Genomic DNA, 18,666 nt, shown 5'->3' on the forward strand with positions numbered 1-18,666 from the left:
GGCCGTATCCGAGGACTATCGGCCGGGGGGGCTCAGTAAGCTAGATGTTCATGGCCGACTCGCGGCGGCGCATCTTGCCCGCCGGAATGCCGAACATCATCTTGAAGCGGCGGCAGAAATACGCGGTATCCTTGTAGCCCACTTCCTTGCCAATGTCGCGGATGCTCTTTTTGGTGGTGCGCAGCAGGAACACGGCGCGCTCCATGCGCTGGTACTCGATGTAGTCCTGCGGATTGATGTTGGTCAGCATCTTGAAGTACTGGCCCACGTAGTCCTCGCTCACGTTGGCCACGCCGCTCAGCACCTTGTTGCTCAGGTCGCCGCCCAGGTTCTCCTTGATGTAGTTGAACAGGTCAATCAGGCGCGGGTCTTTAAAGTAGGTGCTGTTGGTAGCCAACTGCTCCACAAACATGTTGTTGCGCAGCACGTAGCGCACCACTTCCACCACAATGTTTTCGGTGTAGATGTTGATGAGGCGCTCGCGGCCCGGCAGGTCCTGAATGCTCTCCTCCACTACTTTGATGACCAGATTGGCCAGTTTGGGCTGCCCGCTGATGAGGAAGGCCGGCACGTCGAGCGAGGCGAAGAAGTTCACCGAGTCGAACACCTTGGCTTCGAAGCTCACGAAGCTATGGCTTTCGCCAGCGTCGCCGATGAGGTCAAGATTGTCGTTCGAATGAAAGAACTTGTCCTTGTTGGTAATCAGGTCATCATTGGTAATCACGCGGTTTTTCAGGTCCTCGCCGTAGCTGACGCGGGTGGGCCGGCCACCGGGAATGAAGAGCATCTCGCCTTCTTCCACCACCATCTGGTCTTCGCCGAATGTGAGGTGGCCTTTGTGGAGCAAAATGAGATTATTACCGACATCGTAGGAGTTGCGCACCGTGAACGGCTGGTGCAGCACCAGGTTCTTGGCCTTGATGTAACGGACACCCAACGACTCAATGACTTTATTGTAATCTTCCATAATTTAGTGTGCCAAAGTGGCCTTCAAGGGGTGCGGGTAGGGGTAGTAGGGTAGCTACCGCAGTGCAATATAACACCTCGAAATTTACAAAAACTAAAAACCCAGCCAAAAAGTGGCTGGGTTTTGTGCAATGAATCTGAATTTTAGGCAATTCCCCGTCTACTTGAGGATTTCCCGCGAAATCACAATTTTCTGAATCTCGGAAGTTCCTTCGTAAATCTGGGTAATCTTGGCGTCGCGCATGAACCGCTCGACATGGTACTCTTTCACGAAACCGTAGCCGCCGTGAATCTGCACGGCCTCCACCGCGCTGTCCATTGCTACCTTCGAGGCGAAGAGCTTGGCCATGGCGCCCGACTTGGCGTAGTCCTCGCCATTGTCCTTGTCGGCGGCAGCTTGCAGGCACAGCAAGCGGGCGGCGTCGGTGTTGGTGGCCATGTCGGCCAGCTTAAACTGAATGGCCTGGTGCTGGGCTATTTCCACGCCGAACGCCTTGCGCTCCTTGGCGTATTTCAGACTAAGTTCGAGCGAGCCCGAGGCGATGCCCAGCGCCTGCGCGGCGATGCCGATGCGGCCGCCGGCCAGCACCTGCATGGCGAACTTGAAGCCGAAGCCGTCGGCCCCGATGCGGTTTTCCTTGGGCACCTTCACGTCGGTAAACATCAGCGAGCAAGTGTCGGAACCGCGGATGCCGAGCTTGTTTTCTTTGGGGCCCTGAATGAAGCCGGGCATGTCCTTGTCCACAATCAGCACGTTGATGCCGCGCGACTTCAACTCGGGGTGGGTCTGGGCGATGACGAGGTAGACCGAAGCCGTTGTGCCGTTGGTAATCCAGTTCTTGGTACCGTTGAGGAGGTAATGGTCGCCCATGTCCTCGGCGGTGGTGCGCTGGCTGGTGGCGTCGGAGCCGGCCTCGGGCTCGCTCAGGGCGAAGGCGCCAATGATTTCACCCGAGCACAGACGGGGCAGGTATTTCTGCTTCTGCTCCTCGGTCCCGTACTTCTCCAAGCCCCAGCACACCAGCGAGTTGTTCACCGACATGATGACCGAGCACGAGGCATCAACCTTGCTGATTTCTTCCATGGCCAGCACGTAGCTCACGGTGTCGAGGCCGCTGCCGCCGTATTCAGGGCTCACCATCATGCCCATAAAGCCCAACTCGCCCATCTTTTTGATTTGCTCGGCGGGAAACTTCTGGTGCTCATCGCGCTCGATGACGCCGGCCCACAGCTCGCTCTGGGCGAAGTCCCGGGCGGCATCGCGCACGGCCAGCTGCTCTTCGGTGAGGGCGTAAATGTTAGAAGAAGTGACGGTTTGCATATGCTGGGTGGGAAAATTGGTTTGGGAGTGCAAAAGTACGGCCTTGCCGCGCGCCGGACAAGGCGAACAGGGAGCAGCCAACTGGCTCGGAGAACAACGAATAGGGAGCGAATGATTCTGAAGTTGGCTTCAGATTTTTGTTCCGGGACGCGTTACTTCCCGGCAGCTCGCCTTTTCCGTGCGACTTTTACCGCTTCATGATGCTTCGCCTTATCAGCCGCTACACGCTGGCCCTCATTTTCGTGTCGGCCGGCGTTTGGCACTTCGTTCACCCGGCCACGTACCTGGCCATTATGCCGCCGCAACTGCCGCAGCCACTGGCCCTGGTGTACGTGAGCGGGGTTTTTGAAGTGCTGGGCGGGCTGGGGCTGCTGCCCCGCCGCACCCGGCGCTGGGCCGGCGGGGGCCTGCTGGCGCTGCTGGTAGCCGTGTTTCCTGCCAACGTGTACATGGCCCTGATTCACGCCGAGCTGGGCATTCCCGGCTGGGCCGCCTGGGGCCGGCTGCCCTTGCAGTTGCCGCTGTTGTGGTGGGTGTGGCGGGCGAGCCGGCAACGGTAAAGGGCCGCTATATTGCAGCCGTTTTTCTACTTCTGTTTCCTTTTCATGCTCCCAATCTGCCGTCTAAATGGCCTAATGTGGCTGTTTCTGCTGGGCTCTGGTTTCTCCGTCCTGGCCCAATCCAAAGCCGAGGTGCTATCCCCCTCTCCTGACGCGGCGGCGCTGCCCGACCTCACCGCCGCGCACGCCCGCTATGCTGCCGCGCACGATTCGCTGCTGCGCCTAGTGGCCGATGTTCACGTTCGCAGCGAGGCCCGGATGGGCGTCTTCAAGGTGTCGCAGGGCACGTTTGGTGGGCCCCACCGGCGGGTGAAAAGCTACGCCGGCACTTCAAGCCCGGTCATCAGCTACGGCGACTCTCAAAAGCCCATCGCCCTTGTCCGGCAGCAAACGGTAAAGCGCCGCTTCGGGGTTGAGATTGAGAAGGTGAAGTACTATGATGCTAAGGGCCGTAAGGTGTTAGTCGAGCAGTTCGAGGACCATCAGCTCACGCGAATGCTGCTGCTAGAATACACGGAGCAGTTCAATACTCCCACTGCCAACTGGCTATTTGTGCACGGCGATTACGTGGTGCATACCTCACGGACCGGCGGGGCCCGTAAAAAATCCAGCTACTACTTCATGCCCCAAGCTTCCCCGGCAAGCCCCAACTAGGCGGGAACGCAGGGCCCCGGCTGATTACTGCGCGGCCGGCTAAGCACCCCCGCGGAGAAAGTTGCGCTGCCGCTACTCCCAGCGCACATCCAGCACGCGCAGTTGCACGGCGCGCTGGCCGCGGTACTCGTTCAGCTCCACGGTGTAGCAGGCGCTGAACGGCCGGCCCTGCTCAATTTCAGGCAGGTAATCGGCCAGGCCAAATCCGATGGCGTCCACCGCCGGGCCCGTCGTGTCGGCCGAAGCGAGGCGCAGCTTGAGGTGGCCCTGGCCCACCACCCGGGCGCTGTGGGGCACGGCCACCAGCCGCCGCGAGGCAAACACCGGGTTGGGGTTGCCGGGCCCGAAGGGCTCCATGCGGCGCAGCTCGGCAAAAAACTCCTCGGTGATGCGGCCCAACGGCAGCACGGCGGCCACCTCCACCGGGCGCACGAGGTGCTCGGTGGTGAGGGTGTCGGCCACCACTTCTTCAAACCGGCGCTGGAAAGCGGGCACGTTTTCCACCTTCAGGGTGAGGCCGGCAGCGGCGCGGTGCCCACCAAACTGATCGAGCAGCGGGGCGCAGGCCTCCAGGGCCTCGTGCACGTCGAACCCCGCCACGGAGCGAGCCGAGCCCGTGGCCTTGCCGTCGCGCTGGGTCAGGATGACGGTGGGGCGGTAGTACTGGTCGAGGCAGCGCGAGGCCACAATGCCGAGCACGCCCTGGTGCCAGTCGGCCTTGTAGAGCACGGTGGCGTGGGCGTGTTGCAGCACCGGGTCGCCGGCAATCATGTCGAGGGCTTCCTGGGTGGTGTGCTGGTCGGAGCCGCGGCGCTGCTGGTTCATCTGGTCCACCACTTCGGCGGTGTAGCGGGCCTCTTGCTGGTCGGGGGCGAGCAGCATGGCCACGGCGCGGCGGGCGTCGCCCATGCGGCCGGCCGCGTTGATGCGCGGGGCAAACCCGAATATCAGGCTGCTAATACCCAGCGGACCTTCGCGCAAAGTAGCCAGTTCGCGCAGGGCCGCCAAGCCGGGCCGCAGCAAGTGAGCATCTTCGTTGAAGCGGCGCAGGCCGTGGGCGGCCAGCAGGCGGTTTTCGCCGGTGATGGGCACCACGTCGGCGGCGATGCTCACCGTGACGAGGTCCAGCAGGTCGTGCAACGGAGCTTCGGGCAGGCCCAGGCGCTCGCCCAGCGCCTGCATCAGCTTGAACCCCACGCCGCAGCCCGCCAGCTCTTTGTAAGGATACGCGCAGTCGGCTCGCTTGGGGTCGAGCACGGCCACGGCGGCCGGCAGCTCGTCGCCGGGCAGGTGGTGGTCGCAGATGATGAAATCGACGCCCTTGCTGGTCGCGTAGGCCACTTGTTCCACGGCCTTGATGCCGCAGTCGAGGGCCACGATGAGGCCAAAGCCCTGGTCGGCGGCCACGTCAATGGCTTTTTCAGAAATGCCGTAGCCCTCGGTGTAGCGGTCGGGGATGTAGTCGCGCAGCCGCCCGGCGCCGAACAGCGGGGTGAGGTAACTCATTACCGTGGCCACGGAGGTGATGCCGTCCACGTCGTAGTCCCCCAGCACGAGCACCTTTTCGCCGGCCTCCAGGGCCCGGGCCAGGCGCGCCACGGCGCGGTCCATGTCGCGCATCAGCAGCGGGTTGGGCAGCTGCCGCAAATCGGGATGGAAAAAGGCCGCGGCGGCTTCGGGGGTATCGATGCCGCGCTGGCCCAGCAGGGCCGCTATTTCGGGAGCAATGAACAGGGCCTCGGCGAGGCGCCGGGCCCGTTGAGGGTCGGCTTCGGGGATATAATTCCAGCGCTTACTAGCGGATACGGGCATCGGATACTTGGTAGAAATGGGGTCAAAAGTACGACCAAACCCCGTCCCGCGCCTGCTTCCGTACCTTCGCCGACCGACGGCCCTACCGCCGTACCCCATGCACAAGCTCCAAACATTCTACCGCAAATACCGTCCGTACATCCTGTCCGACGGGCTGATGTACGGAGTATTTATCCTCGCGCTGGCGCTGCTATTCGTTTTTTTCGGGTAAAGTTGGGCCCCCATTTCCTCGCTCGGCCTGCAGGCCGCGTGAAGCGCTGGTTTTGCGTCCCCGTGTCAGAATAAATTGGCTCAACCAGTGCGGAGGACGCGAAGCCAACGCTACATTGCCGCAGCGAAGCGGGAGGGCTGCTTCGGCAAGCCCAGCAGGACGGGCTTGCAAACCGCACCACCCTTTCCTCTTTCCTACACGCCGTCGCCCCGCAGCTTGCGGAAGCGCTTCCGGGCCTCGGCCACGTAAATGCTACCGGGGTATTTCGTTATCACCTGGCTGTAGAGCTCCTGGGCCTTCCCTTTGTCCTTGATGTCTTCTTCCTGAATGCGGGCCAGCAGAAACAGCGCATCGTCGCTCAGCACGTCGTACTTGGGGTTGCCGGTGATGCGTTCCAGGGTGGCAATGGCCCCCACAAAATCCCCCACGCGGCGTTGCAGTTGCGCTTTGAGGTAGTAAGTGTCGTCGGAGAGCGGGTGGCCGGGAAATTTTTCCAGCAGCGCATCCAGACCCGTGATGGCCTCCTTCACCTTGTTCTGAAACACCAACTGCTCCACGGCCGCGTAGGCCCGCAGGCCCAGGCCCAGGGTGTCCTCCACGGTGTTGTCCTGAATGAGCAGCGAGAGCTGCATGGCGTCGTTGGCAATTTCGCGGGTGGTGGCCTCTTTCAGGATGTCGAGGTGACTTTGCGCGAGCTTGAAGTCGCCGGCGTAGTAGCTCAGGCGGGCGTTGCGCAGCTTGGCCTCGTAGCCCAGCGGCGAGTCTTTGTGCGACTTCTCCACCTGCGAATACAGCAGCGTGGCTTCCCAGGGCTCCTGCTTCAGCAAGTACAGGTCGCCCTGGGTCACTTTGGCCTGGTCCACTACCTCGTCGCCGGCGCGGGGCATATCAATTACCTCCTGGAGCAGGGCCATGGCCTTGGCGCGGTCGTTGAGCTGGAAGGCGTGCAGGTTGGCCAGGTTGCGGAGCACGGGCGCCGTGTCGGGCGTGCGGCCCAGCTCGGCCAGCAGCTGCTCGTAGTCGACGACCAAGGCGCGCACCTTGGCGAGGTCCACGGGGTAGGTTTCGCGCACCTGGGCCTCCCGGGCCTGGAGCAGGCGCTGGCGGGCCGCGTTGCCGTAAGGGCCGCCGCGGTATTCCTTGGCCACGTAGGCGAAGCCCTCGATGGCGCTTTCGTAGTCCTTGTTCTGCTGCGCGATGGCGGCCATCTCCATCACGCGGCTGCCCTGGGTGCGGCCGCGCCGGTCCAGCGCCCGCGCCTGCACCAGGGCGCCGCTGAAGTCCCGGCGCTGCACCTGCAGCCAGAGCAGCAGCTCGCTGTACGCCGCCTGGTCGGGGTGCTCCTGGGTGGCGGTGAGCAGCAGCTTTTCCAGGGCCTCAAAGTCCTTTTCTTCGCGCAGGGCGTTTTGCAGCATGTTGCGCACGAAGGGCACCTGCCTTTCGTCTTGCGCCACGAGGCGCAAGGTTTCAGCCAGCACCCGGCCCTGGTCCTGGCTTACGGTATAAAGGCGAATGAGCTCCGGCGCGTACTCCGTGTCGTTTTTGGCCAGGGCCCGTCCGCGCAGGTAGGTGCGCTCAACCCAGGCCGGCAGCTCGCGGCGGCTAAACTCGGTGGCCACCGGCTGCACCTGCGCGGGCGTGAGCTGGGCCAGCACCTTTTGCCACTGCTTCTCGGCCGCCGGGGCGTCGCCCGCCGCCGCGTACACGCCCCCCAGCGCCACGCCGATGGTGGCTTCCTCGGGCCGCAGCTTCGCGGCTTTTTTAGCCACCTTCTCAGCATCCTTGTACCGTTTCAGGGCCTGCAATGAGGCGAGGTACACCGGAAACACCGCCAGGCTGGCCTGCTCGGCCGCGGGCAGCTTTTCGAACAGGAACACCACTTTCTCGTGCTCGCCGCGGCGGGCGTAGTCATTGGCCAACGTGGCCCCTTCCACCGGCGCCCACCCCTTGGGGGCCTGCTGCGCCAGGGACGGCGCCGAAAAACCAAGCAGGAACGCAGCGGCTACGAAAAAAGAATACGGGCGCATATCGTATTATGATAGGGTCATTTCACGCAAAATGGGAAGCCGATACCAGGTGGCCGTTAGGCTACTCCTTGATAAGTACCGCACCAAACGCACGGTCTCGGGATGTTCGTTCAACGCAGAAGTCCAACCAGCCGCCGCCCTTGCCTTTCGCTGCTTGCCATGAAAGCTAAAAAAGAAAAAGGGCCGCCCCCGAAGGTACGGCCCTTTTCAAGCTGGCGAAACGGCGCCTAGAAAAACTTTGTGCGGTTGTCTTTCACGTTGGCGTGGGCCTTGATGGCCTCATAAATCTTGCCGTCCTGCTGCTGGGCGCGCTGCTGGGCCAGCTGTTGCCGCACGGCCTTCAGGTCGGCCGTGGCGGGCGCGGGAGTTGTGCTCACGGGCTCCACCAGTATCACTCCTTGTTCGCCCTGTAGGGCGGCCGACTTCTGGCCGGGCTTCAGCGCGAAGGCTTTGCCCACGGCCAGCGGCTCGAAGCCCACGTTGGGCAGGTTGCCCTGGCCTAGCACCACGCCCTGGGCGGTACCTACCTGGGCGGTGGGGCCGTACTTGGCGGCCATTTCTTCCAGCGTGCCGGCCTTGGGTAGTTTGGCCATAATTTGCTTGGCTTTCTCCTCGTTGCGCACCAGGGCCGACAGCTCCGGTTTCATGGTAGCCACCGAGGCCGTGCCCTTGGCGCGCTGGTCGGTGAGGGCAGCAATGACGTACTGGTCGCCCAGTTCGTACACTTCCGAGACGTCGCCCACCTTGGTTTCGTCGCCGCTCTGGTTGAAGCCGAAGGCCCAGCGCACCAGTTCGCGGGCATTCTGCAGGTTGTTGACGCTGCGGGCGGCGCGGTCCAGGTTCTTGGCTTCCTGCTTTACCAGGGTTTTGTCCTTGGTCGCCAGCTGGCGGAAACTAGCCAGGTTGGTGGCGTCGCCCTTCAGTTGCTGGGCCTTGGCGTAGGCGGCTTCGCGGGTGCCGTCGCTCGGGGCGATGGTCTTCTTCACCTCGGCCACCTGATACGTCTGCTTGGTGGGCGCGGCCGTGACCTTGATGACGTGGTAGCCGAACGACGTTTCCACCACGTTGGGCAGCAGGCCGGGGGCCGTGGCGGCGAAAATGGCTTTTTCAAACTCGGGCACCATGCGGCCCTGGCCGAACCAGCCCAGGTCGCCGCCCTGCTCCTTGGTGCCGTCGGTGCCGAACTGCCGGGCCAACGCGGCAAAGTCGGCACCGGCTTTGATTTTGTTCAACAGGTCCTGGGCCTTGGCTTTGGCCACGGCTTTGCCGTTGGGCGTGGCCGCGTCAGCCTTGATGAGGATATGGCTGGCCCGGGCCGCCGACTGGGCGCCGGTGCCCACGCTCGTCACCTTATACAGCGAATAGGTGCCGTTTTCGGCGTAGGGGCCGTAGATTTTGCCGGCCGCCAGGGGCAGCTGCTTGCGCAGTTCTTCGGGCAGGTCGGCGGGGCTGCGGAGGGCTTTGTTGTAGGGCTGCTCCGAGTTGGCCGACACGAACAGCGAATCGACCGGCGCCGAGGCAAACTGCGTGGCCAGCTCACCCATCGAGGTTTTCACGGCGGCGCTGTCTTCTTTGGAAGCCACCACGGGCACGGTGATATATTCCACCGAGCGGCCGTCTTCCACCTTGTAGCGGCCCTGGTTCTTGTCGAGATAGGCTTGCAGTTGCGCATCAGTCACTTTCACGGCCGAGTCGGAAATGCTGGCGTAGGGCACAAACAGGTACTTCACGGTGCCCTTGGTGTTCTGGAACGTGTCGAAGCGCTTGGCTTCGGCGGTGGTCACGTACACCGAGTTTTTCAGCAGGGCGTTGTATTTATTGGCCAGGCGTTCGGCGGGCAGGTTATTTTCGAAGTTGCGCCAGGCCGCCTGGGCTTCGGGGGGCAGCTTGTCGAGGTTCTTCAGGTACTCGATGAGCTTGGCCTTGTCGAACTGGCCGGTGGCCTTGTCGGTGAAGGCCTGCTTGATGCCGGGGCTGATGTTGTCGCCCTGCACCATGTCCACCAATTCATCGTCCGACACGGTCAGGCCCAGCTTGGCCCATTCCGGCTGAAAGGCCAGGCGGTAAATGGTCTGGTTCCAGGCCTGGTCGCGCAGGTAGCCGAGGGCCTGCTCGTCGGGCTGGCGCTGCTGCTGGGCCGCGAAGGACTGCTTGGCTTGCTCCAGGGCGTTGTTGTAGTCGTTGAGCTCCACTTTCTGGCCGGCCACTTCGCCCACCGTTTGGTCGTTGCGGCCGAAGAGCCGATTGTTGCCGCCAATCAGGTCGCCGCCCACAATGAAGAGCAGCATGCCGATGGCCACGAGGCCCACCGCCACGCCTGATTTTTCTCGAATCGTGTTAATTAAAGCCATTCCTTAAAAAGTTGTCAGTTATTCGTTGTCAGTGGTCAGTCCGTATTCGCCGGCAGTGGTTCGGCACGAGCCGACCACTGACAACGAGCAACTGACAACTAGTTTGTTTCGGTCAAAAGAGGCGCAAAATAACCAGGATTTGACCGGCAATCAAAGCCCGGCCAGATTTTAAGTGCCCGGAGCCGGGCCAGCGGCCGGAGGCATTGGCCGAAACCCGGCCTCCTGGCAGCCGCTTTCCCGCGCAGTGGCACGCCGAACGCCTCCCGTTCCAGGCGGTGCTCAGGAGCAATTTAGCGCGAAGGCTAGCGGCGTTTTTTGGCCGATTTGGCCGGCGTTTTGGCCCGCGCCTGCTGGGCCAGTTTGGCCTGCTGCTCGGCAACTTTCGCGGCCAGCCGCTCCTGCTGCCGCCAGTAGAGCAAGGGCATCCAGCAAGCCATTGAGACCATGAAAATCCAGTAGTTGGCCGCCAAGTCGTTGAATAGTATCGTCTGGTAGATGCCAATGACCACCGCCACCACGCCCACGGCGAAAAGAACGGTGCGGAGCAAGGATTTATCGAAAGTCATAGCGCTGTGAATTAATAGTAGCCGTTGATTGGCGCGATTGCCGGAAGGCTCCGACGGGCCTAAGCTGCGGGGAAGCTTAGGGCGCCGGCGCGACCGGGGGCGCCGCAAAAATGCCTTCCGGCTTGGTGATGCGGTAGCGCGAGAAGTCCTGGTTAGCCGTCAGGCCGTAGCCGGTCAGGTACTCCGTGGGCGTGGTGACCTTAACGAACATGGCCGAGTCGGTGTAAATCACCCGCTTAGACTTATCGTAGAACACCTCCTCGGTGTTCATCCGCTGCTCCTGCGGCACGTTCACCACCCGCACGTCGCCGCGCATGATGTACAGGTTCTTGGCCTTGTCGGACTTCCCGTACTTGGCCGTCAGGGTATTGATGACCGTCCTCTTTCCATCGGCTGAGTAAAACTTCACCTCCACGCCCTTGGGCCACAGCACGTCGCCGTTTTCGAACTGCTGCTCCAGCGGCGCCGTGAGTTGGAACTTGAGCTTGGCCGAGTCGCTAACGAGCATCAGCACGTTGGTCGTTTCGGCCAGCGGGCCGGTGTAAACCAGCCGGGGGCCGGTGACGGATTTTTTATCGCAGCCCACCAAGGCCATTGCCAGCGCCGCCAGCAATGCCCCGCATCCTGCGCCGCGCCTGAGTCCGTTCACGTGGTGAAAGCCGTATGGGTGAAGTTATTCCAGCGCCCCGCTGCAAGCGCGCCGGCCAGCCGTGGCCGGCACTTTACTGCAAGCGCCGCTTGATGAACCAGCGGTTGTTGAGCGTGACGCCCAGCTGGCCCCGGATGTAGTTTTCCTGCACGTTGCTGGCTCCGGCATCGCCGAGCAGGTCGGTGTTGCCGCGCACGCCGTACGTAAATGCGAGGCTGAACGTCGTGGCTTCCAGCGGCGTGGCCGTGGGCAGCGGGAAAGCAAACCCCCAGCTCACGGCCCGGTCGTAGAGCGTTTTGCCCCCGGGCTGGTACGGCAGCTGCGCGAGGGTGAGGCCGGCGCGGTAGCTCACGCGCTGAAAGTAGTGCTCCACCGAACCCGGGTCCGGCGTAAGCTCGCCGCCCAGGCCCAGGCGCAGCGTGTTGCTCAGGGGCACGCCGGCATCGCCGAAGCTCCGAAACTTCGACCACTGCTGCTGCGACGCGTCGAAGTTGACGCTCCAGTTCTTGTCGTTGTCCAGGCTCAGGCCGACTTGGGCCAGGGCCGGCACTTCGGTGCGCCCGCGAGTGTTGCTGACCGCCGCCGCGGGGCCCGCCAGCGTTCCGTCGTCGGCAAACTGCTGCTCCTGGGTCAGGTCGCGCTGGCCGTTCAGGCTGTGCCCGAAACTGTACACGCCCGCCAGGTTCATGCTCAGCGACTTGCCCAGCTTCTGCCGGTAGTGGGCGCCGGTTCGGAAAGCAAAGTCCGAGTAGCGGGTGTGCTCGCGGTCCACCGAGTTGATGAGCCGGTTGGTGCTGTTCGCAATCTGCACGGTGGTGCCGGTGGTTTCGTCCACCACGCCAAACACGTAGGACGCGGTGAACCCCAGCGTAAAGCTCTTGGTGATGCGGTACCCCTGCCCAAAGTAGGCCTCCGACACGCCCCCCGTCCCCTTGTATTGGTTCAGCACGCGCGCCGGTTCGGTTTCGGGGGTGCCCACGACGTTCTCAATGGTATTGGCCTCGTAGTCCACGGTGCTCACCTGCTTGAGGCCCACGGCCGCGCCCCACTTCGTGCTCAGCGGCACCGACAAGGCGAAGTAGCCCAGGGTGGCGTTGCCGCTGCGGCTGGACGATTTCGCGTTTTGCACGGTCTTGTACTGCCCGTTGTAGCCGGCCTCGAATGTGGTGCGCGAAGTATAGTACAGCAGCGCTGGGTTCAATTCATTCACGTTAACCGCGTTGGGCGCGGCCAAGCCCACGCCGCCCATGCTCATCTGCCGCACGCCGCCGGTGTTGGCGTTGTACTCGCCCAGGCCGATGCGGGAATACGGGGAGTTGCCGAGGCCCTGCGCGTGCGCGCCGCTTGCCCCCAGCACCGCCGCGACCGCCAGCCCCACGCCCAACCCCCTGCGCTCCATCGCTTTATTTGTCAACATGATAAGCTAAAATCCGATTAAGCCCGAGCAGCACCAGCCCGGGGACGACAAAGATACGAGCCGGGAGCCGGGCCGCTAGAAACGCGGCGTCGCCCCCGGTGAGCAATACCCCGAGGCTGGGATAGAGTTGCTCGTACTGGGCAATCAAGCCCGTGATTTCGGCCGCGGCCCCGTTCACCACGCCACTCAGCAGGCTTCCCGTAGTGGAGTCGCCGGTGAGCGGAATCGTTGCATCGGCCGCGGGCAGCGCGAGCAGCGGCAGTCGCCCCGTGAAAGTGTGCAGCGCCCGCAGCCGCATGCCGAGGCCCGGCGCGATGCTGCCGCCGCGGTAGGTGCCGTCGGCCGTCACGAGGTCAACCTTCAAGGCCGTGCCCGCATCCACGACCAGTACGTGTTGGTCTGGCCGCAAGCCGGCCGCGCCCACGGCCACCGCCAGCCGGTCAGCGCCCAGGGTGTGCGGCGTGGCGTAGGCATTGCGGAGCGGGACGGCCGTGGTGGCGGGGTCGAAGATGAGAATTTCATTCGGCACCAACCCTCGCAGTTCTTCCGCTTGCAGCGCTGCATCATCCGCTACGGAGGACACGATGACGTGCTGCGGCTGCCAGTGCCGCACTAGCTCCCGCACCTGCGCCGCTGTGAGGCCAGTCGCCATCTCGCGCAACACAGAGTCCTCGAAACCGCCGGCCTTCACCGCCGTGTTGCCAATGTCGAGGGCGAGGGTGCGCACGGGATTAGTGATTAGTGGTTAGTGAGAACCAAGACTTTACGATTGAGCACCAACCACTAATCACTGACCGTTAACCACTACAAGAAGTACTTCAGTCGAATTACCTCCTGCTCGCTCAAGAAGCGCCACTTGCCGCGGGGCAGGTCTTTCTTGGTGAGGCCGGCGTATTGCACGCGGTCCAGGGCCACTACTTCGTAGCCCAGGTGCTCGAAGATGCGCCGCACGATGCGGTTGCGGCCGATGTGAATTTCAATGCCCACGAAGTGCGGGTTGCCGGCCACCACGGCCACGTCGTCCACGGTGGCTTTGCCGTCTTCCAGCTCCAGGCCTTCGGCAATCCGGCGCAGGTCTTCCTCGGCCAGCGGCTGGCCGAGTTCAACCTGGTAGATTTTCTTATTCTTGTGCGAGGGGTGCGAAAGCTTCTGGGCCACTTCCCCGTCGTTGGTGAAGAGCAGCAGGCCGGTGGTGTTCCGGTCGAGCCGGCCCACCGGGAAGATGCGCTCCTTTGAGGCGCTGGCCACCAGGTCCATCACCGTGCGGCGGCCTTCGGGGTCCTCCGTGGTGGTGATGAAGTCCTTGGGCTTGTTGAGCAGCACGTACACCGACTTCTCGCGGTTGAGGTTGGTTTTGCCGTACTGCACGGTGTCCTCGGGCTGCACTTTGTAGCCCATCTCCGTCACCACTTCGCCGTTCACCTTGATTTCGCCGGCGGCAATCAGCGCGTCGGCCTCGCGGCGCGAGCAGATGCCCGCGTTGGCGATGTAGCGGTTCAGGCGCAGCTCATCGGTGCCGAAGTCCTCGTCCTCCGCGCGCCGACGCTTGTTGCCGCGGGTTTTGTCGTTTTCGTAATGTTTCAAGCTCTTGTAGTCGGGCGCCTCGCCGGGGCGCTCGCCGAAGCGGGGCTTGTCGGCGCGGTTTTCCTGCACGGCGGGGCGGGCGGGCCGCGCTTCGCGGGGCTTGTCCACGGCACTGCCGTAGCCGGTGCCCGAGCGGCGCACGCTGCGCTCCTGGGCCTTCAGGGCCTCGCGGCGTTCGGCAAAGCTGCCCGGAGCCGGCGACCACCGCTCGGCCGGGCCGCGCTTCTCGTAGCTGGCCGGTCGTTCGCCGGTGCTGCGCGAGTTAAAGCTGCGGGCGTGCTGGGCGTCGTCGCGCTTGCCAAAGGCCCCGGGCGTGAACTTGCGGCCAAACGCGGCCTCGTCGCGGCGGCGCTCGTCGCCCCCGTCGCGCTCCCGCTCCCCGCCGAAATCCCGTCGCTCGTCGCGCCGGTCATCCCCGCGCGCCGGCCGCTCGCTGCGCTCCTCGCGCGGCTGGGGCGGGTTGGCCTCGAACGGCCGCGCCGACCGGATGGGCCGGTTCGGGCCGCGCTCCTCGGACCGCGGAAAATCTTCGGGCTCCCGGGGGGTGCTGCGGCCGAAGCTGCCGCTGCTGCGGGGCGTGCTGCCGGCGTCCGACTCGTTGGGGTTGCTTTTTTGAAACTTGCGGTTGCGCTCGCCGGGCAGGCCGCGGGGCACAGCCTTTTCGCCTTCGCGGCGGTAGGGCTGGCCGTTCCAGTTTTCCCGGGGCTGATACGGGCGGATGGGCCGGGCGTCGGGGGCGGCCGGGCCACGCTGCTCGCCGCGGTCGTTCCGCTCGTCGCGGTCGCGGCCAAAGCCGCTGCGCTCCGGACGCGGCTCGGCGGTGCGGCCGTAGCTGGTGCCGGTGCGCTGCTCCTTGCCCGGGCGGGGCCGCTCCGAGCGGTCGGCCGGGGCGCGGAAGCCGCCGGGCTCGCGTTGGCTGTATTCCTTGCCGCCAAAGCTCTTGCCGCCGAAGCCGCTTTTGTTGCCGAAGCTGCCGCCGCTTTCGCCAACCTTGCGCCCGCCCCCAAAGGCACCGTTCGCGGCGGGGCGCCCGAAAGCGCCGTTGGTCGCCGGGCGGCCGTTGCCGGGCCGGGCGGCGGAGTAGCTGCCGCGGTCACCGCCTCTTTCGCCGCCCGGGCCCGCCGGCCCGCCGGGGCCCGGCCGCTCACTCCGGCCGCCGCCGCCAAAGCCGCCGGGGCCACCCGAATTGCTGCGGCCGCCGCGACGGTCCGCCTTATCTTCTGAAAAATGTTTCTTGCCCATGGGGGAAAAGTTGCGTGCTGTATCGCTACAGTACCGATGAAATTCTACGTTTTTTAATGCGGCCGCTACCCACACCGGGGCTTATGAACCCAGCCACGAAACGGGGGCCATCGCCTGGTCAAGATAAAAGCAAAAGCCCGAACCTGCCAGACGGCCGCCGCAGCGCCGGCTCACAGGTTCGGGCCTCGGGCTACCGGACAGCTTAGTCGCGCCGGGCCATTTTGGCTTCGATGGAGTGCTGGGTGTGGGGCACGGCGCGCAGGCGGTCCTTCGGAATGAGCTTGCCGGTGCCGATGCACACGCCGTACGTGCCGTTCTTGATGCGCACCTGGGCGTTTTCCAGTTGCTGGATGAACTTCATCTGGCGCGAGGCCAGTTGGTTCATGCTCTCTTTCTCGGCGGTGTCGGCGCCGTCCTCCAGCACCTTGGCCGAAGAGGCCGTCGTGTCGGTGCCGGAGTCGTTGCTGCGGTTCAGGGTTTCTTTGATGAAAGACAGCTCCTTGCGGGCGGCCGTCAGTTTCTCCTGAATGATTTGGTCGAACTCACTGAGGTCCTCCCGGGAGTAGCGAATGTTATCCTCGTTCATTGAATGGGCAAAAAAACTGCGGAAGAAGATTATGGGAATGTGGCGCTTTACCGAACCCCAACGCCCCAAGCTGCTAAATGGTTTGGCAGCATCCGAGGAGTGCTGCTACTTCCACCCAAAGCCGTTGCATGCTTGATTTAGCGGCGCAAAGTTACGGGGTTCGGGCCTTTTTTTCTTCAATTGCTAAAAGCCCAGCATTTGGATGGCCGCCACGGCCGCTTCCACGCCTTTGTTGCCGTGCTTGCCGCCAGCCCGGTCCCAGGCTTGCTCTAAGGTATTGGTGGTCACGAGCCCAAAAATGACGGGCTTGTTGAACTTCAGCCCCACTTGGGTGATGCCCTGCGCCACGGCGTGGCAGATGTAATCGTCGTGCTTGGTTTCGCCCTGGATGACCACGCCCAGGCAAATCACGGCGTCCATCTCCTCGTGCTGCGCCAGGAACTGCGCCCCCAGCGTTAGCTCGAAGCTACCGGGCACGGTGTTGCGGTAGATGTTTTCGGCGGCAGCGCCGTGCTTCAACAAGGTTTCGTGAGCGCCGGCGCTGAGCACGTCGGTGATGTCGCGGTTCCAGTCGGCCACCACCAGCCCGAAGCGCTTTTCGCTGATGTCGATAAAGGTGGAAGCGTCGTAGTCGCTCAGGTTTTGGAGGGCAGTTGCCATGAATCGCAGATGTTGCTAATGATGCAGATGTCGCAGGTGCTACTGGCTCAATTGGCTGGCTCAGTTGGCGCCGGCCGCAATGCGGCGCGTTTTGAATAGTTAATGAGTACCAAAAACACAAAGGAGGCAAAGCCGTTGGCTAAAAAAATCGCGCTTCTCCGGGCTGGAGAAGCGCGACGCTCATCGGCGGACTTGCGGCATGTGCAGCGGCTGCGGCTGGCTTATTTCTCCAGCTTGGCCTTGAATTGGCGGGCTTCCGCGACCTCCTGGGCCGTGGGATACTCCGTGATAATCCGGTCGTACGCCTTGGTTGCGCCGGGCAGGTCGTTGGCCAGCTCGCGGGCCGTGGCCTCCTTCATCAGGTAGGCGGGCGAGAAGTATTCGTTGGCGTTGTGGTCGGCGGCTTTGGCGTAGAGGTCGGCCGCTTCCTTGGGCTTGTTGAGTTCCAGTTGGGCATCGCCCATCAACGAGTACGCGCGGCTTTGCACGAGGTAGTCGTCCGAGCTGAAGTCTTCAAGATAATCAAGCGCCGCTTTGTACTGGCCCTGCTTGAGCGAAGCCACGCCGGCGTAGAAATTGGCCAGGTTGCCGGCTTTGGTGTTGCCGTACTCGTTGGCCACGGTGGTCAGACCGGGCGCTTTGCCGTCGCCTTTGATGGCCTTTTTCAGCGAGTCGGCCTCCCAGTTGTTCACCGCCCGGAACATGCTGGCCTGGGCCTTCGTGTCCTGCTGGTTGCGCCAGGTGTAGAAGCTAAAGCCGCCCACCACGGCCAGCACCACGGCCGCCAGAATGCCCAGCAGCAGGTTGCGGTTGGAGCGCACGAAATCCTCCGACTCGACCAAGCGGGCGGCCAAGGCGTCCGGGTCTTCGAGCAGCGGGTTTTCGGCCGGCAGGTTTTCGGCGGGCGCCAGCGGGTCGGCCGGCACGTTCTGGGTGGGCTGCCCCTGGCGGGCCTGCTGGCTCTTGCCAGTAAAGGGAATCTTCGACATTACGGGGGTATTGCTACTACGGGGCCTGCGTGCAAGCCGGGTGGCCAGGAGGGCCGGGTTGTTTAGTCGTGGATGTAGGGGTAGTCGGCTTGCACGTACACATCCTTGTACAGCTCGTCGGGCGTGGGGTAAGGCGAAGCTTCGGCAAACTCCACGGCCTCGTTCACTTGGGCCTTGATTTTTTCGTCAATGGCTTCGAGCTCGGCCTCCGTCGCAAACTGATTGGTCAGGATGGTGTGGCGCACGCCCTCGATGGCGTCGCGATGCCGGTAGTCCTCCAGCTCTTCTTTGGTACGGTACTTGGCCGGGTCGCTCATCGAGTGGCCCTTGTAGCGGTAGGTCTTGAACTCGAGCAGCGTGGGGCCTTCGCCGGCGCGGGCGCGCTCGGCGGCGCGGGCCACGGCCGCGTGCACGTCTTCCACGCGCATGCCGTTCACCGGCTCCGAGGGCATGTCGTAGCTCAAGCCAATCTTGTAGAGGTCGGTTACGTTCGAGGTTCGCGCCACCGACGTGCCCATGGCGTAGCCGTTGTTTTCAATCACGAAGATGACCGGCAGCTTCCACAGCATGGCCATGTTGAACGCTTCGTGCAGGGCCCCCTGGCGCACCGCGCCGTCGCCCATCGAGCAGATGCAGAGCTTGCCCGTCTTGTTGTACTTCTCGGCGAAGGCAATGCCGGCGCCCATCGGCACCTGCCCGCCCACGATGCCGTGCCCGCCGATGAAATTCACCGCCTTGTCAAACATGTGCATCGAACCGCCCTTGCCCTTCGAGCAGCCGGTGGCTTTGGCAAACAGTTCGGCCATCACCGCATTTGGCGAAGTGCCCAGGGCCAGCGGGTGGGCGTGGTCGCGGTAAGCGGTAATGTATTTGTCGCCTTCCTGCAGCGCGGATGTCGCTCCCGCCACGCACGCCTCCTGGCCAATGTAGAGGTGGCAGAAGCCCTTGATTTTTTGCTGACCATACAATTGGCCGGCCTTGTCCTCAAACTTGCGCATGAGCTGCATTTGCTCGTACCAGCGCAAATAGGTTTCCTTGGGGAATGTGGCGGTGGAAGGCGCGGGCATGGGC

At 63.4% G+C, this 18,666-nt stretch carries 16 protein-coding genes; 2 read left to right on the forward strand and 14 right to left on the reverse strand.

The window, feature by feature from the left end; translation table 11 throughout:
- Positions 1-40: 40 nt before the first annotated feature.
- The gene (locus RMO51_RS06430) at positions 41-967 is read right to left on the reverse strand and encodes an AraC family transcriptional regulator (RefSeq protein WP_310393074.1); all 927 of its coding nucleotides are present in this window, start codon (positions 965-967) and stop codon (positions 41-43) included.
- 159 nt (positions 968-1,126) lie between these two features.
- On the reverse strand, positions 1,127-2,287 hold the full coding sequence (locus tag RMO51_RS06435; protein ID WP_310393075.1) for an acyl-CoA dehydrogenase: 1,161 nt from the start codon (positions 2,285-2,287) through the stop codon (positions 1,127-1,129).
- Between the two features lie 197 nt (positions 2,288-2,484).
- Here RMO51_RS06435 and RMO51_RS06440 point away from each other — a divergent pair, with 197 nt between their 5' ends.
- A complete protein-coding gene (locus RMO51_RS06440; protein ID WP_310393077.1) occupies positions 2,485-2,847 on the forward strand; it encodes a DoxX family membrane protein in 363 nt (120 codons plus the stop codon).
- A 45-nt stretch (positions 2,848-2,892) separates the two neighbouring features.
- Positions 2,893-3,501, forward strand: a complete 609-nt coding sequence (locus RMO51_RS06445; RefSeq protein WP_310393079.1) for a hypothetical protein — start codon at positions 2,893-2,895, stop codon at positions 3,499-3,501.
- 72 nt (positions 3,502-3,573) lie between these two features.
- Here RMO51_RS06445 and recJ read toward each other — a convergent pair whose 3' ends face one another.
- From recJ to pdhA, 12 genes are all read right to left on the reverse strand, one after another.
- Complete coding sequence (gene recJ / locus RMO51_RS06450; protein ID WP_310393081.1) at positions 3,574-5,313, reverse strand: single-stranded-DNA-specific exonuclease RecJ; 1,740 nt, start codon at positions 5,311-5,313, stop codon at positions 3,574-3,576.
- Between the two features lie 405 nt (positions 5,314-5,718).
- A complete protein-coding gene (locus RMO51_RS06455) occupies positions 5,719-7,551 on the reverse strand; it encodes a tetratricopeptide repeat protein (RefSeq protein ID WP_310393082.1) in 1,833 nt (610 codons plus the stop codon).
- Between the two features lie 227 nt (positions 7,552-7,778).
- Positions 7,779-9,902: a SurA N-terminal domain-containing protein gene (locus tag RMO51_RS06460; protein WP_310393084.1), complete on the reverse strand. Its 2,124-nt coding sequence runs from the start codon at positions 9,900-9,902 to the stop codon at positions 7,779-7,781.
- A 302-nt stretch (positions 9,903-10,204) separates the two neighbouring features.
- Positions 10,205-10,468 (reverse strand): hypothetical protein, encoded by a 264-nt coding sequence (locus RMO51_RS06465; RefSeq protein ID WP_310393086.1) that lies wholly within the window; start codon positions 10,466-10,468, stop codon positions 10,205-10,207.
- Between the two features lie 76 nt (positions 10,469-10,544).
- Positions 10,545-11,117 carry an LPS export ABC transporter periplasmic protein LptC gene (lptC, locus tag RMO51_RS06470; protein WP_310393088.1) on the reverse strand — a complete coding sequence of 191 codons (573 nt, stop codon included), beginning with the start codon at positions 11,115-11,117 and terminating at the stop codon, positions 10,545-10,547.
- 73 nt (positions 11,118-11,190) lie between these two features.
- A complete protein-coding gene (locus RMO51_RS06475) occupies positions 11,191-12,534 on the reverse strand; it encodes a hypothetical protein (protein WP_310393090.1) in 1,344 nt (447 codons plus the stop codon).
- Positions 12,521-13,261, reverse strand: coding sequence for a type III pantothenate kinase (locus RMO51_RS06480; protein ID WP_310393091.1), 741 nt, complete (start codon positions 13,259-13,261; stop codon positions 12,521-12,523). Before RMO51_RS06480 ends, RMO51_RS06475 begins: the two co-directional genes overlap by 14 nt.
- 77 nt (positions 13,262-13,338) lie before the next feature.
- Entirely contained in the window at positions 13,339-15,360 is a 2,022-nt protein-coding gene (locus tag RMO51_RS06485; protein WP_310393094.1) for a pseudouridine synthase, read from the reverse strand.
- Positions 15,361-15,562: 202 nt separating this feature from the next.
- Positions 15,563-15,946, reverse strand: a complete 384-nt coding sequence (locus tag RMO51_RS06490; RefSeq protein WP_310393096.1) for a TraR/DksA C4-type zinc finger protein — start codon at positions 15,944-15,946, stop codon at positions 15,563-15,565.
- Between the two features lie 183 nt (positions 15,947-16,129).
- The gene (gene ribH / locus RMO51_RS06495; RefSeq protein WP_310393098.1) at positions 16,130-16,606 is read right to left on the reverse strand and encodes a 6,7-dimethyl-8-ribityllumazine synthase; all 477 of its coding nucleotides are present in this window, start codon (positions 16,604-16,606) and stop codon (positions 16,130-16,132) included.
- 221 nt (positions 16,607-16,827) lie between these two features.
- Positions 16,828-17,595, reverse strand: coding sequence for a tetratricopeptide repeat protein (locus tag RMO51_RS06500; RefSeq protein ID WP_310393100.1), 768 nt, complete (start codon positions 17,593-17,595; stop codon positions 16,828-16,830).
- Between the two features lie 62 nt (positions 17,596-17,657).
- The gene (pdhA, locus tag RMO51_RS06505; RefSeq protein WP_310393120.1) at positions 17,658-18,662 is read right to left on the reverse strand and encodes a pyruvate dehydrogenase (acetyl-transferring) E1 component subunit alpha; all 1,005 of its coding nucleotides are present in this window, start codon (positions 18,660-18,662) and stop codon (positions 17,658-17,660) included.
- Positions 18,663-18,666 lie beyond the last annotated feature (4 nt).

Origin of the sequence: Hymenobacter sp., from assembly GCF_031398885.1 — a bacterium.
Classification (GTDB): domain Bacteria; phylum Bacteroidota; class Bacteroidia; order Cytophagales; family Hymenobacteraceae; genus Hymenobacter.

Coding starts and splice junctions, on each gene's coding strand:
- RMO51_RS06430 (WP_310393074.1), bottom strand. CDS start 967: ATGGAAGATTACAATAAAGTCATTGAGTCGTTGGGTGTCCGTTACATC.
- RMO51_RS06435 (WP_310393075.1), bottom strand. CDS start 2,287: ATGCAAACCGTCACTTCTTCTAACATTTACGCCCTCACCGAAGAGCAG.
- RMO51_RS06440 (WP_310393077.1), top strand. CDS start 2,485: ATGATGCTTCGCCTTATCAGCCGCTACACGCTGGCCCTCATTTTCGTG.
- RMO51_RS06445 (WP_310393079.1), top strand. CDS start 2,893: ATGCTCCCAATCTGCCGTCTAAATGGCCTAATGTGGCTGTTTCTGCTG.
- recJ (WP_310393081.1), bottom strand. CDS start 5,313: ATGCCCGTATCCGCTAGTAAGCGCTGGAATTATATCCCCGAAGCCGAC.
- RMO51_RS06455 (WP_310393082.1), bottom strand. CDS start 7,551: ATGCGCCCGTATTCTTTTTTCGTAGCCGCTGCGTTCCTGCTTGGTTTT.
- RMO51_RS06460 (WP_310393084.1), bottom strand. CDS start 9,902: ATGGCTTTAATTAACACGATTCGAGAAAAATCAGGCGTGGCGGTGGGC.
- RMO51_RS06465 (WP_310393086.1), bottom strand. CDS start 10,468: ATGACTTTCGATAAATCCTTGCTCCGCACCGTTCTTTTCGCCGTGGGC.
- RMO51_RS06475 (WP_310393090.1), bottom strand. CDS start 12,534: ATGTTGACAAATAAAGCGATGGAGCGCAGGGGGTTGGGCGTGGGGCTG.
- RMO51_RS06485 (WP_310393094.1), bottom strand. CDS start 15,360: ATGGGCAAGAAACATTTTTCAGAAGATAAGGCGGACCGTCGCGGCGGC.
- RMO51_RS06490 (WP_310393096.1), bottom strand. CDS start 15,946: ATGAACGAGGATAACATTCGCTACTCCCGGGAGGACCTCAGTGAGTTC.
- ribH (WP_310393098.1), bottom strand. CDS start 16,606: ATGGCAACTGCCCTCCAAAACCTGAGCGACTACGACGCTTCCACCTTT.
- RMO51_RS06500 (WP_310393100.1), bottom strand. CDS start 17,595: ATGTCGAAGATTCCCTTTACTGGCAAGAGCCAGCAGGCCCGCCAGGGG.
- pdhA (WP_310393120.1), bottom strand. CDS start 18,662: ATGCCCGCGCCTTCCACCGCCACATTCCCCAAGGAAACCTATTTGCGC.